We start from the raw sequence: 16876 nt of genomic DNA on the forward strand, positions 1-16876 counted from the left end.
ATTAAAATTAATTAGTATTCAATAGAATATATTTAATGAAAGACGAAGAAAATACAGTTCCACATAATATTCAAAATAAAGCTTTATTCTCTCAAGTAGTCGCGTTATTGCAAAATGCCCGTCAACAGGTTTTACGCACCGTAAATTTAACAATGGTGTATACCTATTTTGAAATAGGAAGAATGATTGTTGAAGAAGAGCAAAGCGGAAAAGAACGAGCTGAATACGGAAAGCAACTGCTAAAAGGACTTTCTGAACAGTTGACTATTGAGTTTGGAAAAGGGTTTTCTACTGATAATTTAGAAAATATGAGGAAGTTTTATTTAGCTTACTCAATTTCCGAGTCAGTGACTCGGATTTTACAAATTCAAAAATCCCAGTCACTGACCGGGGAATTTAAATCTCAAAAAGCGCAGACAGTGACTGCGGATTTAAATAAATTTGATTATGAAACATTATCTTCGTTTTTTAAATTGACTTGGACACATTATGTTTTCTTAATGCGAATTGACGATGAAAAAGAAAGACGTTTTTACGAAATAGAGTCCGAAAAATACAATTGGAGTGTTCGGGAATTAAAACGACAATATGATTCAGCTCTTTATACACGATTGGCTTTAAGTCGGGACAAAGAAGGAGTTTTGAAACTTTCGAAACAAGGTCAGATTATAGAGAAACCAAAAGACCTTATCAAAGATCCTTATATTTTAGAATTTTTGGGTTTACCAGAATTGCATCAGTATTCTGAATCGGAATTAGAGGAAGAAATTATCAATAAACTAGAACATTTTTTATTAGAATTAGGTCATGGTTTTACTTTTGTCGCAAGACAGAACAGAATTACTTTTGACGATAAACATTTTCGAATCGATTTGGTTTTTTACAACAGAATTCTTAGATGTTTTGTGCTGATTGACTTAAAAATAGGTGAATTAAAACACCAAGATTTAGGACAAATGCAAATGTATGTCAATTATTACGACAGAGAAATGCGTTTGGAAGACGAAAATAAAACGATAGGAATTGTTCTTTGCCAAAACAAAAGTAATTTGGTTGTAGAGTATACTTTACCAGAAAATAATGAGCAAATTTTTGCTAGTAAATACAAAACAATTCTGCCAAGCAGAGAAGATTTAATACAATTAATTTCGGAATCAAGATAATGAAAGACGAAGAAGACGATAACATATTACCGGAAGGTCAAGAAGAAGAAAATATAGTTGGAGAAGATGCTTTTGAAGATATAATTTCTACGGGAGGCCAGCATTTTTACGATAATCAAGAAGACGGAAACGATACTATAACCAAAGTTACGGGAATGTATAAGGACTGGTTTCTAGATTACGCTTCGTATGTGATTCTGGAACGTGCAGTTCCGGCGATTGAAGATGGTTTTAAACCGGTTCAACGTCGCATCATGCACTCTTTAAAGGAATTAGATGACGGCCGTTATAATAAAGTTGCCAATGTTGTTGGACACACCATGCAATATCATCCTCACGGAGATCAAAGTATTGGTGATGCGATGGTACAAATTGGACAAAAAGAATTACTGATAGACTGTCAGGGAAACTGGGGAAATATACTAACGGGAGATGGTGCTGCGGCTTCCCGTTACATTGAAGCGCGTTTGTCTAAATTTGCTTTGGAAGTTATTTACAGTCCAAAAATTACGGATTGGGGTGTTTCTTACGATGGTCGTCGCGCAGAACCCAACAATTTGCCTGTAAAATTTCCATTATTATTGGCTTCTGGAGCGGAGGGAATTGCGGTAGGTCTTTCCACGAAAGTGTTACCTCATAATTTTAATGAATTAATTGATTCGTCAATAAAAATATTAAAAGGAAAACCATTTACCTTATATCCGGATTTCTTGACACAAGGTATTGCTGATGTGTCCAATTATAATGATGGATTGCGCGGCGGACGTGTACGTGTACGTGCCAAAATTGGTCAGCTGGATAAAAATACTTTGGTGATTACCCAAATTCCGTTTTCTACAAATACGACGACTTTGATTGACAGTATTTTGAAGGCAAATGAGAAAGGGAAAATCAAAATCAAGAAAATTGAGGATAATACCGCGGCTGAGGTTGAGATATTAATTCACCTTTTTCCGGGAGTTTCTCCAGATAAAACGATCGATGCATTGTTTGCTTTTACGGCTTGTGAAACTTCGGTAGCACCATTAGGTTGTGTGATTGAAGATAATAAACCGTTGTTTATTGGGGTTTCTGCGATGTTGAAAATTTCAACGAACAGAACAGTTCAATTACTGAAAAGTGAACTCGAAATTCAATTGAGTGAATTGGAAGAACAATGGCATTTTCTTTCGTTGGAACGTATTTTTATTGAAAATAAAATATATCGTGACATTGAAGAGCAAACGACGAGAGAAGGCGTACTCAAAGCGGTTGATGATGGTTTGAAACCACATACAAAACACTTAAAACGAGCTGTTACCGAAGAAGATATTTTGCGTTTATTGGATATCCGAATTATGCGTATTTCCAAATTTGACAGTAATAAAGCGCAGGATAAAATCGAATCGTTGGAAGGTGACATCGAACAAGTAAAACACAATTTAGAAAATCTGATTGATTTTGCGATTGCCTATTTCACTCGATTAAAAGAGAAGTACGGCAAAGGTCGGGAACGTCAAACGGAGCTTCGTATTTTTGATGATATCGAAGCGACAAAAGTAGTTTTGCGAAACACTAAATTATACGTCAATAAAGAAGAAGGTTTTGTTGGTACTAGCTTGAAGAAAGACGAATACCTTACGGATTGTTCTGATATTGATGATGTAATTGTTTTTCTGCGCGACGGAAAAATGATGATTACTAAAGTAGATGCGAAAACCTTTGTGGGAAAAGATATTATACACATTGCTATTTTTGACAAAAGTGATAAGCGTACCATTTACAATATGATTTACCGTGATGGAAAATCTGGGCCTTCGTATATAAAACGATTCAATGTTTCTGGAGTGACCCGAGATAAAGCGTACGATTTAACCAGTGAAACTGCAGGTTCTCAGGTATTGTATTTTTCTTGCAATCCAAATGGTGAAGCAGAAGTAATTACGATATTATTGCGTCAGGTAGGAAGTGTCAAAAAACTGAAATTCGATATTGATTTTGCCAGTTTAGCGATAAAAGGAAGGGCTTCGAAAGGAAATTTGGTAACTAAATATCCAATTAAAAAAATAGAATTGAAGGAGAAAGGAATTTCTACTTTATTGCCAAGAAAAGTTTGGTTTGACGATACTGTTCAACGATTAAACGTTGATGCAAGAGGGGAGTTACTGGGGGAGTTCAGACCAAATGATAAAATTTTGATCATATCGCAATCCGGGAAAATGAAAGTAATTACACCGGAACTAACAACTCATTTTGATGAAGATATGGTGATTTTAGAGAAATGGATTCCAAAGAAACCAATTTCAGCTATTTATTATGATGGAGAAAAAGAGCGGTATTGCATCAAACGTTTTTTGGTGGAAACCGAAAATAAAGAAGAAAGTTTTATCACGGAGCATCCTAATTCACAATTAGAGATTGTATCAACAGATTATCGTCCGGTAGCAGAATTAGTTTTTACAAAAGTAAAAGGAGTTCAAAAAGAGCCGATGACGGTAGACATAGAATCATTTATTTCCGTAAAAGGATTTAAAGCTTTAGGAAATCAATTGACAACCGATAAGCTAAAGCAGGTAAACTTGCTTGAACCTTTACCACATGAAATTCCTGTTGAGGTTATTCCTGAAGATCTAGAAGTAAAAGGAGAAACTGACGCTAATAATGCTTCTATTCAATTAGATGATGACGGTCAGATTACTTTATCTTTAGAATAAAAGAAGCTCCATTTCGGGAGCTTCTTTATTAAAAAAATAATTTTATTATTTATTTTTCTTCATTTTCATGTTTAGTACTTCAACTAATAATGAGAATGATATCGCAAAATACAAGTACCCTTTTGGTACTGGTGAAACGTGACTTCCAAAGATTAAAGCATTTGATAAATGAGCACTTTCAGTAAGCAGCATCATTCCAATAAGAATCAAAAACGATAAACCAAGTATTTGAATAGAAGGATGCTTGTTGACAAAATTCCCAACAGGAACAGCAAATTGCATCATAATTAATACAGAAATAACCACGGCAGTAATCATAATATATAAAGCACCTTCAACTCCGTTAGTCATACCCACAGCGGTAAGAATACTATCAAAAGAGAAAACTAAATCAATCATTATAATTTGAAAAAGTACATTTTGAAACGATTTTGTGGCCGCTTTTCCTAACTCTTTTTCTTCATGCCCTTTTTCGTCTACTTTTTCTCTAATTTCATTCGTACTCTTGTAAATTAAGAATAATCCACCAGCAAGTAAAATAAGGCTTTGACCTGTAATTCCCGCTGAAAACCAACTGAAATCAATGTGAAACCAAGGTTCTTTCATTTGAATTAATAAATTAATACCAAACAAAAGCGCAATTCTCATGAACATGGCAAGAAACATTCCGATTTTTGTGGCTCTTTTACGTTGTTCAACAGGTAATTTCCCAGTGGCAATTGATATGAAAATGATATTGTCGATTCCTAACACAATCTCCAGAAATGTCAATGTTAAAAGGGCAATCCACGCATCTGGATTTAAAAATACTTCCATGATTATTTAATTATAGTTTATAATATTTAGTCAGCAATCTTTGTAACCGTTCCTCTTTGTTTAGCATCAGAACCCACCATACCAAATTCAAAGGTATAGGAATTTTTTGTGGTTGTCAAAATTTTCATGCCAATGGCTTTTTCTTCTGCCATGTTTTTTGGGTGTAATTTCAGTAAAACATATTCGCAATCGTTTACCCATCGTATCGAAGCGGTGTCAGTCTTTCCTTCAAAAGTTTCTATTTCAATACTTTCGTTACGTTCAAAAACAGTTGTTTTCTTGATACCGTCAACTTCATAATCAAATTTGAATTTACCAGTTTTAAAATCTTTGCAATTGCGCTCCGCATCATAGCATGACAGTAGTAGCAATAGTGGGAGGAGGAATGTTATTTTTTTCATTTTCAAATTATTTATTTTTTTAGGACCTAATCCAGCTGTACGTTGCAACTCCCAAGGCTTAAATCTTTTTTTCTATTGACAAAAAAGGAGCTTCCTTTGGTCGCTCTTTTTAGTCAAGAAAAAATAGCTTTAAGCCTTGCGGGTTTTCACTTCCATCTGGGGTAATGCATTATTGTATTTTAATATCGTATTTGTCCAGAAGACCAATAATTCCTTGTGTCGAAAATTTTGCTTTTTTCATCGGATTGAATTCAGGATCAATTTTAAAATCAGTTGCTTTCGAAAAATCGGCTCCGGCTAGTTGCGTATTATTAAAAATAGCGCCATTTAAATTACTGTTGTCAAAAACGGAACTCGTAAGATTGGTCCCAACAAAACTTACTTCTCTTAACGAACAGGAACTGAATTTTGTCTTTGGCATTTTTTTGTTTGCAAATGAAGAATAATCCAAAACGCATTCCTGAAAGCTCACATTGAACAAGAAGTCATCGCATTCTTCAAACTGAATTCCCAGCAATTTACAGTTGTTGAATTGTACACCTTTCAAGCTAGTTCCTGATAATTTGGTCATAGCCAAATTACAATCTATGAACTCGCAATCCATAAATGTGCTGTATGAGAAATCGCTATTCGATAAATCACAGTTTTTAAAAATGCAATCCTCAAATTCTCTATTGTTTACTTTTTTATCGATGTAAACGATTTTTTCAAATGTTTTATGAACGTGAATTAAGTTTTCCATTAGTCATTAAATAAGCTTTTCATAATTGTTTTTAAACCCAAAAACATTAAATACATTGCCCCTAGACAAGCAATTATTCCTATTGCTAAGATCGCATAATGCCAAACATTCTGTTTGTTCATAAAGGCATTATATATTAAGGTCGGGCCAATAAAGATCAACGGTAAAGCTCCTGATAAATATTTGATTCCTTTAGATAATAGTTCTTTGTTGGTTGCCATTGTTTAATTTAAGGTTTGAAGTTTTTTATTGTACTCAAAAATGTTTGCCTGTAATCTGTTTATTGAGCTGTAAAATAATCGACTGCGTTTCGTACACTACCATGTTTTTTTAATAAATCAGCGGCTTGTTCGTAGGAAACAGGAATTTCACTCATAATCATTTTTACTCCGCGATCCACGAGTTTGCTGTTGCTGAGTTGCATATCGACCATTTTGTTGCCTTTCACTTTTCCGAGTTGAATCATGGTTGCAGTTGAGATCATATTAAGTACCAGTTTTTGAGCTGTTCCGGCTTTCATTCTAGAGCTTCCGGTTACAAATTCTGGTCCTACAACTACTTCAATAGGGAATTTTGCTGTTTGCGAAAGCGGACTTTCGGCATTGCAAGAAATACTTCCAGTGGTAATATTATTTTCGTTGCAAGCTAATAATCCTCCAGTAACATAAGGTGTTGTCCCCGAAGCTGCAATTCCAACAACAATATCATTTTCATTTACATTGAAAGCTTTCAAGTCAATCCAAGCTTGTGTTGCGTTGTCTTCGGCATTTTCTACTGCGCTACGTATTGCGGTATCGCCACCGGCAATAATCCCAATTACTAAATCGAAAGGAACGCCAAAAGTTGGAGGACATTCCGAAGCATCAAGAATTCCAATTCGCCCCGACGTTCCGGCGCCAATGTAGAATAATCGTCCGCCGAGTTTCATTTTGGCAACGATTTCAGTGACTAAACTTTCTATTTCTGGCAAAGCTTTTTCTATGGCAAACGGAACGGTTTTGTCTTCCTGATTGATATTAGATAACAATTCTTGAACCGACATTTTTTCTAAATGCTCGTGTTTTGAAGATTGTTCGGTAGTTTTTGTGAAGGTCATTTTTCGTATTATTGGACAACTCCAAAATTAATCTTTTTTATCACAATCTCGAAATTTTCTATTTTTAGTTTCAGGTTTTTCACTGTCGATTTTCTTTAAATTTGATATATATTGATTTACTTTTTTTAGTTTTTAATTTCTCATATGGAGAAAGGTTATTGAATCTTTGTTAGATGAACTAAAATATTATATTTGTTAAATATTAAAAAATAAATGGATAGAATAATCTTATTGCAAGGGATTGCACGGATTTCAGTCTTTGTGTCTTTATTGATGGCATTTTTTTTACTGACTGTTAAAACGGAAAATAAATTGGCCAACCGTTTATTTGCCTGGTTTTTTATTGTTTCGGCTATTGATCTTAGTGGTTTTTTTGTTATTGCTTATATTCAGGATTATCTTGATTTGATGATTTTTAGATGGACAATCTGTTTGTTGGCAATGCCCTTATTTTATCTTTATGTATTATCAGTTTGTTATTCTGATTTTAAATTAAAGTGGAAGCATTTATTGCATTTACTTCCTATTATACTAGTTAATTTAGTTTTTCTTCCAAGACTTTATTTAGCCAGTGATGCAGATATGAAACTCTTATCCGGAGATCTTGAACATATGCCTGAAATATACTTAATCCAGATTCTAATTGAATTTCAATATGTGTTTTATATTGTTAGCGCATTTTTAATTTTGAAGAAATACAGAGAAATTTATCTGGAAAACTATACCAATCCAAGTACATCGACGTACAAGTATCTTTTTCAGATGACTACTGTTTTTCTAATCGCGCATTGTTTGGTTGCATTAAAAAACGTATTACGTTATAGCGACTACAGACAAATATTTCTTTGGTTAAATGTAGTAGTAGGAAGTGTAGCTTTATTTATTACCTGTTGGTTAGTAATGAAAGCATTGAATCATCCGGAACTTTTTAGGGGAATTAATTCTAAAATACAATTGACAAAAGATATTCTGCCTGAAGTCGAAGAAAAAACAGAATCTAAAAAAGTTCAAGACGATGCGATTTCCAGTCAAATTTCGAGATTGAAACAATATATGGCAGAGAGAGAGCCTTTTCTTGATCCATCGCTTACCATTCAGGAGCTTGCCAATCAAATTGATATTCCAGTTCGGGATTTATCTGTTTTAATTAATCATCATATGGATCAGCACTTTTTTGATTTTGTCAATGAATATCGTATTCAAAAAGCGATGGGTATTTTGAAAGATCAGTCTAGAAGTCAGCTTACCGTTCTGGAAATTTTATACGAAGTTGGTTTTAACTCCAAATCTTCTTTTAATACCTCTTTTAAAAAACACACCAATTTGACGCCTACAGCTTATAGAAACGCCTTATAATAAGTGGTTTGTAAAAAGTAGTACTTCATACCTGATAAAGTCGAACTGATTTTCTGAATAGAAATTGGTTCGACTTTTTTTTGTCGGTCGAATTCTAAAAATTTCTAAGGCAACTTTGCTTCAAATTAATCGAAACAAGTTTTAAAATTAGAAATCATGAAAAAAGCAAATCTCCTTATCTTTTTATTATTGCCTTTATTTTGTTTAGCACAAACATCATTTAAATTAAAAGGAAAAATAGCAAACGAAACAATTCCATTAGAATGGGCAGATGTTTTCATATCCAATTCAGAAAGAAAAATTATTGACGGAACAATATCTAAACAAGATGGTTCTTTTGAAATTAACCTTAAAAAAGGATCTTATAAAATAGGAATCAGTCTTTTGGGATTTACAGATTATGATAAAGAGATTACAATAGAAAATGATACTGATTTAGGAATAATCATTTTAAAAGAAAGCACTACCAATTTGACAGAGGTTGTCATTGAATCTAAAAAGAAAACAATCGAACAGAAAACGGATCGTTTGGTTTATAATCTTGAAAACAATGTTACAACAGTTGGCGGAGACGCTTTAAGCGCCATTAATACGGCTCCCGGAGTTGTCGTTCAGAATAATACAATTAATATATTAGGAAAAGGTACTTCCCGTGTTATGATAAATGGACGAATGATTGAATTAGTAGGAGAGGAACTGAATAATTTTTTGAAATCGATTTCGGCTATTGATATTAAAAATATTGAAATTATCAGCAATCCGCCGGCTAAATATGATGCCGAAGGAACTGGTGGATTGATAAATATTATTATGAAAAAAGGAGTTCGTGATTCCTGGAAAAACACGACTGCAGTTTCTTATGATCAAAATAAATATAGTATTTACACTTTAAGAGATAACTTTTTTTACAATAAAAACAAGTTTAGATTTTCTGCCAGCATTAATGCAAAAACAGGTTATTTGAATGCTACAGATGATTTAAAAATGTATTTTCCTGATGAACTTTCGCATATGGAAAGTGTAACAAAGGTAAAAACCGAAAATCTTTCCGGTAAATTGGCTTTAGATTATAATCTTTCAGAACGTACTACTATTGGATTTCAATATTTAAACGATAGAAATAACCCTGATTTTAAATCGGATATTAGAATTGAGGATTACAATACTCAAAATGAATTGGATAATGTTACACTGAACAATAGCTTCACTGATAAAGGATCAAAAAATCAAACTTATAATGCACATTTGATTACCAAACTAGATTCCTTAAAAAGAAAGTTATTTTTTGATGTGGACTATTTTAATTACAGTTCAAAATTCGATAGAAATTTTGTCGCTAATAATTATACGCCAGATATGACATTTGTTGATATAAATCAGTCGGGAAGAAACATTTCGAATCAAGATATTGACAATTGGAGTTTTAAGGCAGATATGGAACATCCGCTTCAAGCGTTGAATTTGTCTTACGGTGCAAAAATGAGTTTTACAAATAGTGTAAGTGATGTGCTTTATTTCAATACAATTATAGGAGCTCCGGAATTAGATTTGAACCAATCCAACCGATTTAAATACACTGAAAACAATCAGGCGGTTTATGTAAATGCGGATAAAAAACTCAATGAAAAATGGAATTTCCAAATGGGATTAAGATTGGAGAACACTCAAACAAATGGATTTTCTGAAACTTTAAATCAGGAAACAGAAAATAATTATTTGAAATTATTCCCAACGTTTTATGCTTCTTACAAGAAAAACGAAAACAATACTTTTAGTTTGAATTATGGAAAAAGAATCAACAGACCACGTTTTGACTTATTGAATCCGTTCAAAATTTACATCAACAGCAATAGTTATTCCGAAGGAAATCCGTTTTTAAGACCTTCATTTAGTGATAATTTTGAGTTGGTACATTCTTACAAAGAAATTTTGAGAACAAGTGTTTTTGTCAATGCAATTACAAACGGTTATGGAGTTTTGTTTACCTCAAACCCGGAAACCAATACACAGATTGTAACCCGTGAGAATTATTTTAAAAACTTAAATTATGGAATAGGGGAAAGTTACTCGGCAAGTTTTGCAGATTGGTGGTTTAGTGAAAATTCATTGTACTTTTTGGGAGCAAAAACAGAATTTATTAAAGATATCAATGCCACACCATCAAACAGTTTACAAATTGATTTTTCGACAAATAATACTTTTTTATTAGGTAAAACGACAAAATTGCAAATCGATTTTACGTATACAACGCCTTTTAAAGGAGGTTTATATGAAGTAGGATATGCCTCGAGTTTTGATATTGGTTTCAAACAGGATTTGTTTAATAAAACCATGCAGATTGCATTTTTGGCAAATGATATTTTTAATACCTCTTATTTAAAAGATTTTACTTCAGTTATAAACGGTGTAAAACAGGTATATGACCAGAAAGAAAGTAATCGATTTGTACGTTTATCTGTGGTTTATAATTTTGGAAACAAAAAGATCAATGTACAACAGCGTGATTTTGGAAATAAGGAGGAGAATAAAAGAACTGGAGGTAATTAGAAAATTGAAAGCTGGGAAACAGAAATCTCTTTATTTCTGTTTCTTAGTTTTATAAAATTACATAAAATACGCCAACGCAATTCCTATCACAATCATCGAAACTTTGGCGATATTGAACTTGTGTCCTTCGCTGCTTTCAAAAATAATGGTGGATGAAATATGAAATAATATTCCTATTACGATGGCCGTTATTTCAGTGTAATATACGTTTAAAATTGGCAGATAATCAGATAAGATGGTTCCCAGCGGCGTCATCACTGCAAAGGTGATCATGAAGAAAAAAATGGCTTTTTTATCCAGACTGGCATTGATGAAAAAGGTAGTCAGAATGATGGCAATAGGTAAATGGTGAATGGCAATTCCTATTGCTAAATCATGATGATGGCTTACGGGAAATCCTTCTAGAAACGCATGTATGCAAAGACTCACGAATAATAACCAAGGGATTTGCGTCATTGTTTCCTGTCCGTGAACGTGACCGTGTTCCGCTCCTTTTGAAAAAAATTCCAATATAATCTGGAACAATATTCCCAGCATGATAAAGAGTCCAATGTTTGGGTTCGCACTTTCATAAATTTCAGGTAATAAATGCATTACCGTCAATGAAAGTAAGAAAGAACCACTAAAAGCCAACAGCAATTTTAGGTTGATTTTGTTCTTTGGTCGGATAATCAAGGCGACGATATATCCGATGATTACGGAAAGTAATGGTAAAAGGTAATTCATTTACTTAAAAATCATGATTAGGCGTTCACTATCTGTTTTATGGAATTTTTTTAATTTGTAGTCTCCAAAAATATCCAATAGATAAATTCCGGCTTCTTCCATTAATTCCTCAAAATCTTTTAAGGTTAGGGCTTTTACTTTTTCGGTAAAATGAAATTTTTGGCCTTTATCTTCAAAGTCAATTTCTTTGTAAATATGACCGTCTTTTAAATAGCGTTTGATATGAAAATCGATGCCCTCGACCGTTTTTGTTTCTTCCGGAATCAGCGTTTCGATGACTTGAACAACATTCATGAAGTCAATTACGGCAAAACCATATTCCGAAAGGCTTTCTTTGACGGCCCTTAATGTAGTGAGATTGTCTTCGTCATTTTCGAAATAACCAAAGCTGGTAAATAAATTGAAAATGGCATCGAATTTTTCTTCAAAAGGTTCACGCATATCGTGTACTTTGAAATGAAGGGTTTCATTCGTATTTTTAGTAGCTTCGGCAATGCTGTTTTCAGATAAATCAGCACCAAGAACATCAAATCCCAATTGGTTCAAATAAATAGAATGACGGCCTTTGCCACACGCTAAGTCCAATACTTTTGCCTTTTCAGGGAGATTAAGATAATGGGTCAGATTATCCATGAAAAGCTGAGCTTCCCTGTAGTTTCTGTCTTTATAAAGAATGTGGTAATACGGGGTGTCAAACCACGAGGTATACCAGTTTTTCGTTGATTTCAGTTGATTTTCAGTTGGTGGATTTTGTGCTGCAGACATTTATTCTTTTTCAATTAATTCGATTAATGCAAATTTAGTGTATTTTTGCCGAATATAACGATAACAATTCCCCTTTGCGGGGGTGTGGGGGCAAATGGAAAATAATTATAAAATGATTGCCAAGACCTTTTTTGGTTTTGAAGAAATATTAGCAAAAGAACTGCAAAACCTTGGCGCACAAAACGTGGAGCAAGGTGTAAGAATGGTTAGTTTTAAAGGAGATAAAGGGTTTATGTACAAGGCAAATTTGTCTTTACGTACCGCTTTAAAAATCCTAAAACCTATTTATTTTTTCAAGGCAAATAACGAACAGGCTTTATACAAAGGCATTTCAAGTATGAACTGGTCTAAATTGCTGAATGCGAATCAGACATTTGTTATTGATACTACAGTACATTCGGAATATTTTAATCACTCGGAATTTGTTTCCCAAAAATGTAAAGACGCGATTGTCGATCAGTTCAGAGAAAGAACTGGGCAACGTCCAAGTATTGATAAAGTGCATCCTGATTTAAGAATCAACATCCATATCGATAAAGACCAGGTTTCAGTTGCATTGGATACTTCTGGAAATGCACTGAACCAACGTGGGTACAGAACCGCAACGAATATTGCTCCTATAAACGAGGTTTTGGCAGCAGGAATTCTATTGCTTTCCGGTTGGGACGGTCAAACAGATTTCTTAGATCCAATGTGTGGTTCGGGGACGTTCTTAGCCGAAGCTGCCATGATTGCCTGCAACATTCCGGCAAACATCAACCGTAAAGAATTTGCTTTCGAAAAATGGAACGATTGGGACAATGATTTGTTTGATAGTATTTCCGACAGTTTATTAAAACGAGTTCGTGAGTTTCATTACACCATAAAGGGCTACGATAAAGCACCAAGTGTGGTTCAAAAGGCCAAAGACAACATCAAAAATGCCAATCTTGACGAATATATTTCTATTGAAGAAAAGAACTTTTTTGACACTGAAAAAACTTCGGAAGGAAAACTGCACATTGTTTTCAATCCGCCGTATGATGAGCGTCTGGATATTCATATGGAAGAATTCTACAAAAATATTGGTGATACCTTAAAGAAAAATTATCCTGGAACAAATGCCTGGATGATTACAGCTAATCTGGAAGCACTGAAATATGTAGGACTGAAACCTTCGAGAAAAATTAAACTTTTTAATGCCGGTTTAGAAGCACGTTTGGTAAAATACGAAATGTATGAAGGAAGTAAAAGAACGAAGTTTCAGGTTGTTCAGGATTCAGATACTACGAATCAGACTTTAGAAGATGGTCAGGAGTAATCAACTAAAAATTTATAATTCATAACTCACAATTTATAATTTATTATGACCAAATTACAAATACGAGCATTTATATATCAACTGGGATGTTTTGCGATATTATTTATTTCTGCCAGGTATTTAGTGGAACATTATACTAATTTAACCGGATTTTGGATTCCGTTAACCGCATTTGTCATTGGGACACTCTTATCGCCAAAATTTCATGCGATAAAAACCAAAGATGGAGAGAAATTATTCATGAAGTGGATTTTCATGAAAGGAATTAAGGAAATTGGATAGCTTAGAGATCCTAAAATATTCTATTTTTAAAATATTGACCGCTAATTTGCTAATTATCACCAAAGATTAAAATTAGCGAATTGGCGGTTATTTTTTCTCTACTTTTTTCGCAACGATTTTCTTCTTATAAATAGGAACAAAGTAAGTTACCGTATAATTGAATCCAACTCCAAAACTACCATCGTAGGTTCTGTTGAATCCTGGAATATATAAGTTGGAGAAATTTTCAGGTTCTTTGTTGGTCACCAATCGGTTCAATCGAAGACTGAAACCCACAAACACATTATCAAATACTTTGGCTTTTACTCCGGCCACGACTTCAATCCAACTCGCGGACAATCCATCAAACTTTTTACCAGAAGGAATTACAGTTGCTTCTTCAAAATAAGGATTCGCATTGTAAATTCTATAACTGTTTAATTGCTGATTAAAAGTGCTAAAACCGTAACGCATTCCTATAGAAATAATATTTTCCATGTCCAGCCAATTTTCGTAGGCATTATAATCAAAACCCGCTTTTATATAAGAACCTTTAGTGGTGAAATTGACGCGATCATCATCCGTAGTTTTATTTTCATTCCCTAATTCTGCAGCCAAAAAATATTTTTTAGTCAATCGATAATCTCCCACCAACTCAATTCCCTTGTAATCTTTGTCATAAAGAGCGCGTGTCAGTTTATATAAATCAACACCCACACGTATGCCATAACGATCTGTCTTTACAGGAATCGAATCGTTCTTTATAATTTCAGGACTAATTTTGACCAATGGTAATGGCGCTTCAGGAATGATCTGGTTCGTTTTGGCAGTTTTTGAATCGCTTTTGACAGAAGTAGTCTCTTGCCCCTGTACCAATGTCAACGACAATAGAAGACAAATACTAAAAAAAGATCTTAATGTGTGTTTCATTTTCGTTTTCGATGTTACTTTTTTCGACCGATATAAATTTTATCCATTTTTGATTTGCGGCTGTCGCATCAGAATGTTTGTATGGATTTGTGGGGTCTAATGTGAAAATTGTTTTGTAACCACACGCTCTGGAAACAAAAAGTTCCTGTGTGGTATAATTAAATTTTATAATATCTTCATCAACCAATGCAGGATTAGGATTTCCTGAGTTTAATGTGAAACTATAGGTTGTACTTGTTCCCACAGTTTTTAACGGAATAGAAATAGTATTTCCACTGGTCGTTTGACTGCCGTTAAAAAGAATTCCATTGGTCATTCCTTCACCAACAACTTTCAGATTAGATACGTTTTTTAAAACTGAAGGATTCAAAAAATCATAAAAACCAATCACCAATCGTGGCGTAGTGGGAGTATTTGCATCGCAAATGTCGTCTTTCTCACAACTGGAGAACGTGAAAGCAAAAAACAATAACAATAAAAATATCTTTTTCATATAATAATATTCAGTGTTCAGTGTCCAGTTTTTAGTGTTCAGTAATATTCTTCATGGATCCTAAAAACTGCAAACGGACTACTATTTTCTTCTTTCCAAAAGTATAACATTTTCTACGTGATGCGTTTGCGGAAACATATCCACAGGACGTACACGAGTCACTTTGTATTTTTCGTCCATTAAAGCCAAATCACGCGCTTGTGTAGCCGAATTACAACTTACATAAACCACCTTTTCAGGAGCAATTTTCATTATTTGTTCAATTACATCTTTATGCATTCCATCTCTTGGCGGATCGGTAATAATCACATCAGGATGACCGTGTTGTGCGATGAAATCATCGTTGAAAACCACTTTCATATCCCCCACAAAAAACTCACAATTTGTGATTTCATTGCGTTCTGCATTCAGTTTAGCATCTTTAATCGCTTCAGGAACACTTTCTACACCAATTACTTTTTTTGCTTTTTTAGAAACAAACTGTGCAATAGTTCCAGTTCCTGTGTATAAATCATAAACAATTTCATTTCCGGTAAGACCGGCGAAATCACGCGTTATTTTGTACAATTCGTAGGCTTGATCAGAGTTAGTTTGGTAAAAAGATTTTGCATTAATGCTAAATTTCAACCCTTCCATTTCTTCCAAAATGTAATCCCTTCCTTTGTATAATTTAATATCAGTATCGTATAAAGTATCGTTCGCTTTATTGTTCACTACGTATTGCAGCGAAGTAATTTGAGGGAATTTCTCGTAAAGATGATCTAGAATTAATTCTCTATTGGCTTTGTCATTTTCAAAAAACTGAATCAAAACCATGATTTCACCAGTTGAAGAAGTACGCAACATCAAAGTTCTCAATAAACCTTCATGAGCTCTTGGATTAAAGAAAGTCAGTCCATTTGCATTAGCAAAATCTCTCACTTCGTTTCTAATTGCATTCGATGGATCTTCCTGCAAATGACATTTATTAATATCGAGAATTTTGTCCCACATTTTCGGAATATGGAAACCAAGCGCATTCCTGTTTCCTAAATCTTCGGTGCTGTCAATTTCTTTTTCAGTCAACCAACGGCTGTTCGAAAATGAAAACTCCATTTTGTTTCTGTAAAAAAACTGTTTTTCTGAACCTAGAATCGGTTCAAATTCAGGAAGTTCTATTTTTCCAATGCGTTGCAAATGGTTTTTCACCTCATTTTGCTTGTAATATAACTGTTGACTGTATTTCATATTCTGCCATTTACAACCACCGCAAACACCAAAGTGCTCGCAAATAGGTTCTACACGATGCGCTGAATATTCATGAAAATGAACCGCTTTACCTTCGTAATAGGCTTTGCGCTTCTTGAAAGTTTGCACATCAACCACATCACCCGGAACTACATTCGGGATAAAAACTACTTTTCCATCGGGAGCCTTTGCTACCGAAACGCCTTTTGCACCAGCATCAAGGACTTTTATTTGATGAAAGACAACTTTGTCTGTATTTTTCTTTGCCATAGCGCAAAAATAAGTGTTTGAATGGTTTTAAAAATTCAAATTGGGAAATATTTTTACTTTTAGGTGTTTTTATTTGAGTCCATTAACGCT

16 protein-coding genes are annotated in these 16876 nt (G+C 33.9%); 6 read left to right on the forward strand and 10 right to left on the reverse strand.

The genetic code is table 11. From position 1 onward, the window contains the following. The first annotated feature begins 35 nt into the window (after positions 1–35). Both BMZ76_RS11535 and BMZ76_RS11540 read left to right on the forward strand, forming a co-directional pair. The gene (locus BMZ76_RS11535; protein WP_091206497.1) at positions 36–1163 is read left to right on the forward strand and encodes a PDDEXK nuclease domain-containing protein; all 1128 of its coding nucleotides are present in this window, start codon (positions 36–38) and stop codon (positions 1161–1163) included. Beyond that, positions 1163–3856 (forward strand): DNA gyrase/topoisomerase IV subunit A, encoded by a 2694-nt coding sequence (locus BMZ76_RS11540; RefSeq protein ID WP_091206500.1) that lies wholly within the window; start codon positions 1163–1165, stop codon positions 3854–3856. The genes BMZ76_RS11535 and BMZ76_RS11540 overlap by 1 nt, the downstream gene beginning before the upstream one ends. A gap of 45 nt (positions 3857–3901) precedes the next feature. Here BMZ76_RS11540 and BMZ76_RS11545 read toward each other — a convergent pair whose 3' ends face one another. From BMZ76_RS11545 to murQ, 5 genes are all read right to left on the reverse strand, one after another. Continuing rightward, positions 3902–4672: a TerC family protein gene (locus tag BMZ76_RS11545; RefSeq protein ID WP_091206504.1), complete on the reverse strand. Its 771-nt coding sequence runs from the start codon at positions 4670–4672 to the stop codon at positions 3902–3904. Positions 4673–4698: 26 nt separating this feature from the next. Continuing rightward, a complete protein-coding gene (locus BMZ76_RS11550) occupies positions 4699–5073 on the reverse strand; it encodes a DNA topoisomerase IV (RefSeq protein WP_091206653.1) in 375 nt (124 codons plus the stop codon). A gap of 169 nt (positions 5074–5242) precedes the next feature. Then, positions 5243–5815, reverse strand: a complete 573-nt coding sequence (locus tag BMZ76_RS11555) for a pentapeptide repeat-containing protein (protein ID WP_091206506.1) — start codon at positions 5813–5815, stop codon at positions 5243–5245. Next, on the reverse strand, positions 5815–6036 hold the full coding sequence (locus BMZ76_RS11560) for a DUF6095 family protein (RefSeq protein WP_091206510.1): 222 nt from the start codon (positions 6034–6036) through the stop codon (positions 5815–5817). The genes BMZ76_RS11555 and BMZ76_RS11560 overlap by 1 nt, the downstream gene beginning before the upstream one ends. Before the next feature lie 59 nt (positions 6037–6095). Further along, positions 6096–6911: an N-acetylmuramic acid 6-phosphate etherase gene (gene murQ / locus BMZ76_RS11565; RefSeq protein WP_091206513.1), complete on the reverse strand. Its 816-nt coding sequence runs from the start codon at positions 6909–6911 to the stop codon at positions 6096–6098. A gap of 213 nt (positions 6912–7124) precedes the next feature. On the opposite strand from murQ, the gene BMZ76_RS11570 reads away from it, so the two are divergent. Beyond that, on the forward strand, positions 7125–8267 hold the full coding sequence (locus BMZ76_RS11570) for a helix-turn-helix domain-containing protein (protein WP_091206517.1): 1143 nt from the start codon (positions 7125–7127) through the stop codon (positions 8265–8267). A 156-nt stretch (positions 8268–8423) separates the two neighbouring features. Further along, entirely contained in the window at positions 8424–10814 is a 2391-nt protein-coding gene (locus tag BMZ76_RS11575) for a TonB-dependent receptor (protein WP_091206522.1), read from the forward strand. Between the two features lie 57 nt (positions 10815–10871). On the opposite strand, the gene BMZ76_RS11580 is transcribed toward BMZ76_RS11575, so the two are convergent. After that, complete coding sequence (locus BMZ76_RS11580) at positions 10872–11540, reverse strand: ZIP family metal transporter (protein WP_091206527.1); 669 nt, start codon at positions 11538–11540, stop codon at positions 10872–10874. Continuing rightward, positions 11541–12305, reverse strand: coding sequence for a class I SAM-dependent methyltransferase (locus tag BMZ76_RS11585; protein WP_091206530.1), 765 nt, complete (start codon positions 12303–12305; stop codon positions 11541–11543). 94 nt (positions 12306–12399) lie between these two features. On the opposite strand from BMZ76_RS11585, the gene BMZ76_RS11590 reads away from it, so the two are divergent. Further along, positions 12400–13605 carry a THUMP domain-containing class I SAM-dependent RNA methyltransferase gene (locus tag BMZ76_RS11590; RefSeq protein WP_091206534.1) on the forward strand — a complete coding sequence of 402 codons (1206 nt, stop codon included), beginning with the start codon at positions 12400–12402 and terminating at the stop codon, positions 13603–13605. A 45-nt stretch (positions 13606–13650) separates the two neighbouring features. Next, the gene (locus BMZ76_RS11595; protein ID WP_091206537.1) at positions 13651–13887 is read left to right on the forward strand and encodes a hypothetical protein; all 237 of its coding nucleotides are present in this window, start codon (positions 13651–13653) and stop codon (positions 13885–13887) included. 87 nt (positions 13888–13974) lie between these two features. On the opposite strand, the gene BMZ76_RS11600 is transcribed toward BMZ76_RS11595, so the two are convergent. The 3 genes from BMZ76_RS11600 to rlmD all read right to left on the reverse strand — a co-directional run bounded on the left by BMZ76_RS11600 (position 13975) and on the right by rlmD (position 16786). After that, positions 13975–14796 (reverse strand): DUF6048 family protein, encoded by an 822-nt coding sequence (locus BMZ76_RS11600; protein WP_091206540.1) that lies wholly within the window; start codon positions 14794–14796, stop codon positions 13975–13977. Next, complete coding sequence (locus BMZ76_RS11605; RefSeq protein WP_091206542.1) at positions 14768–15289, reverse strand: DUF6452 family protein; 522 nt, start codon at positions 15287–15289, stop codon at positions 14768–14770. Before BMZ76_RS11605 ends, BMZ76_RS11600 begins: the two co-directional genes overlap by 29 nt. Positions 15290–15370: 81 nt before the next feature. Continuing rightward, positions 15371–16786, reverse strand: a complete 1416-nt coding sequence (rlmD, locus tag BMZ76_RS11610) for a 23S rRNA (uracil(1939)-C(5))-methyltransferase RlmD (protein WP_091206545.1) — start codon at positions 16784–16786, stop codon at positions 15371–15373. Between the last annotated feature and the right edge of the window lie 90 nt (positions 16787–16876).

Source organism: Flavobacterium xueshanense, assembly GCF_900112975.1.
GTDB lineage: Bacteria > Bacteroidota > Bacteroidia > Flavobacteriales > Flavobacteriaceae > Flavobacterium > Flavobacterium xueshanense.

Bases quoted from the DNA above. Each gene is read 5' to 3' on its own strand.
- BMZ76_RS11535 (WP_091206497.1), top strand. From the start codon at position 36: ATGAAAGACGAAGAAAATACAGTTCCACATAATATTCAAAATAAAGCT.
- BMZ76_RS11540 (WP_091206500.1), top strand. From the start codon at position 1,163: ATGAAAGACGAAGAAGACGATAACATATTACCGGAAGGTCAAGAAGAA.
- BMZ76_RS11545 (WP_091206504.1), bottom strand. From the start codon at position 4,672: ATGGAAGTATTTTTAAATCCAGATGCGTGGATTGCCCTTTTAACATTG.
- BMZ76_RS11550 (WP_091206653.1), bottom strand. From the start codon at position 5,073: ATGAAAAAAATAACATTCCTCCTCCCACTATTGCTACTACTGTCATGC.
- BMZ76_RS11555 (WP_091206506.1), bottom strand. From the start codon at position 5,815: ATGGAAAACTTAATTCACGTTCATAAAACATTTGAAAAAATCGTTTAC.
- BMZ76_RS11560 (WP_091206510.1), bottom strand. From the start codon at position 6,036: ATGGCAACCAACAAAGAACTATTATCTAAAGGAATCAAATATTTATCA.
- murQ (WP_091206513.1), bottom strand. From the start codon at position 6,911: ATGACCTTCACAAAAACTACCGAACAATCTTCAAAACACGAGCATTTA.
- BMZ76_RS11570 (WP_091206517.1), top strand. From the start codon at position 7,125: ATGGATAGAATAATCTTATTGCAAGGGATTGCACGGATTTCAGTCTTT.
- BMZ76_RS11575 (WP_091206522.1), top strand. From the start codon at position 8,424: ATGAAAAAAGCAAATCTCCTTATCTTTTTATTATTGCCTTTATTTTGT.
- BMZ76_RS11580 (WP_091206527.1), bottom strand. From the start codon at position 11,540: ATGAATTACCTTTTACCATTACTTTCCGTAATCATCGGATATATCGTC.
- BMZ76_RS11585 (WP_091206530.1), bottom strand. From the start codon at position 12,305: ATGTCTGCAGCACAAAATCCACCAACTGAAAATCAACTGAAATCAACG.
- BMZ76_RS11590 (WP_091206534.1), top strand. From the start codon at position 12,400: ATGGAAAATAATTATAAAATGATTGCCAAGACCTTTTTTGGTTTTGAA.
- BMZ76_RS11595 (WP_091206537.1), top strand. From the start codon at position 13,651: ATGACCAAATTACAAATACGAGCATTTATATATCAACTGGGATGTTTT.
- BMZ76_RS11600 (WP_091206540.1), bottom strand. From the start codon at position 14,796: ATGAAACACACATTAAGATCTTTTTTTAGTATTTGTCTTCTATTGTCG.
- BMZ76_RS11605 (WP_091206542.1), bottom strand. From the start codon at position 15,289: ATGAAAAAGATATTTTTATTGTTATTGTTTTTTGCTTTCACGTTCTCC.
- rlmD (WP_091206545.1), bottom strand. From the start codon at position 16,786: ATGGCAAAGAAAAATACAGACAAAGTTGTCTTTCATCAAATAAAAGTC.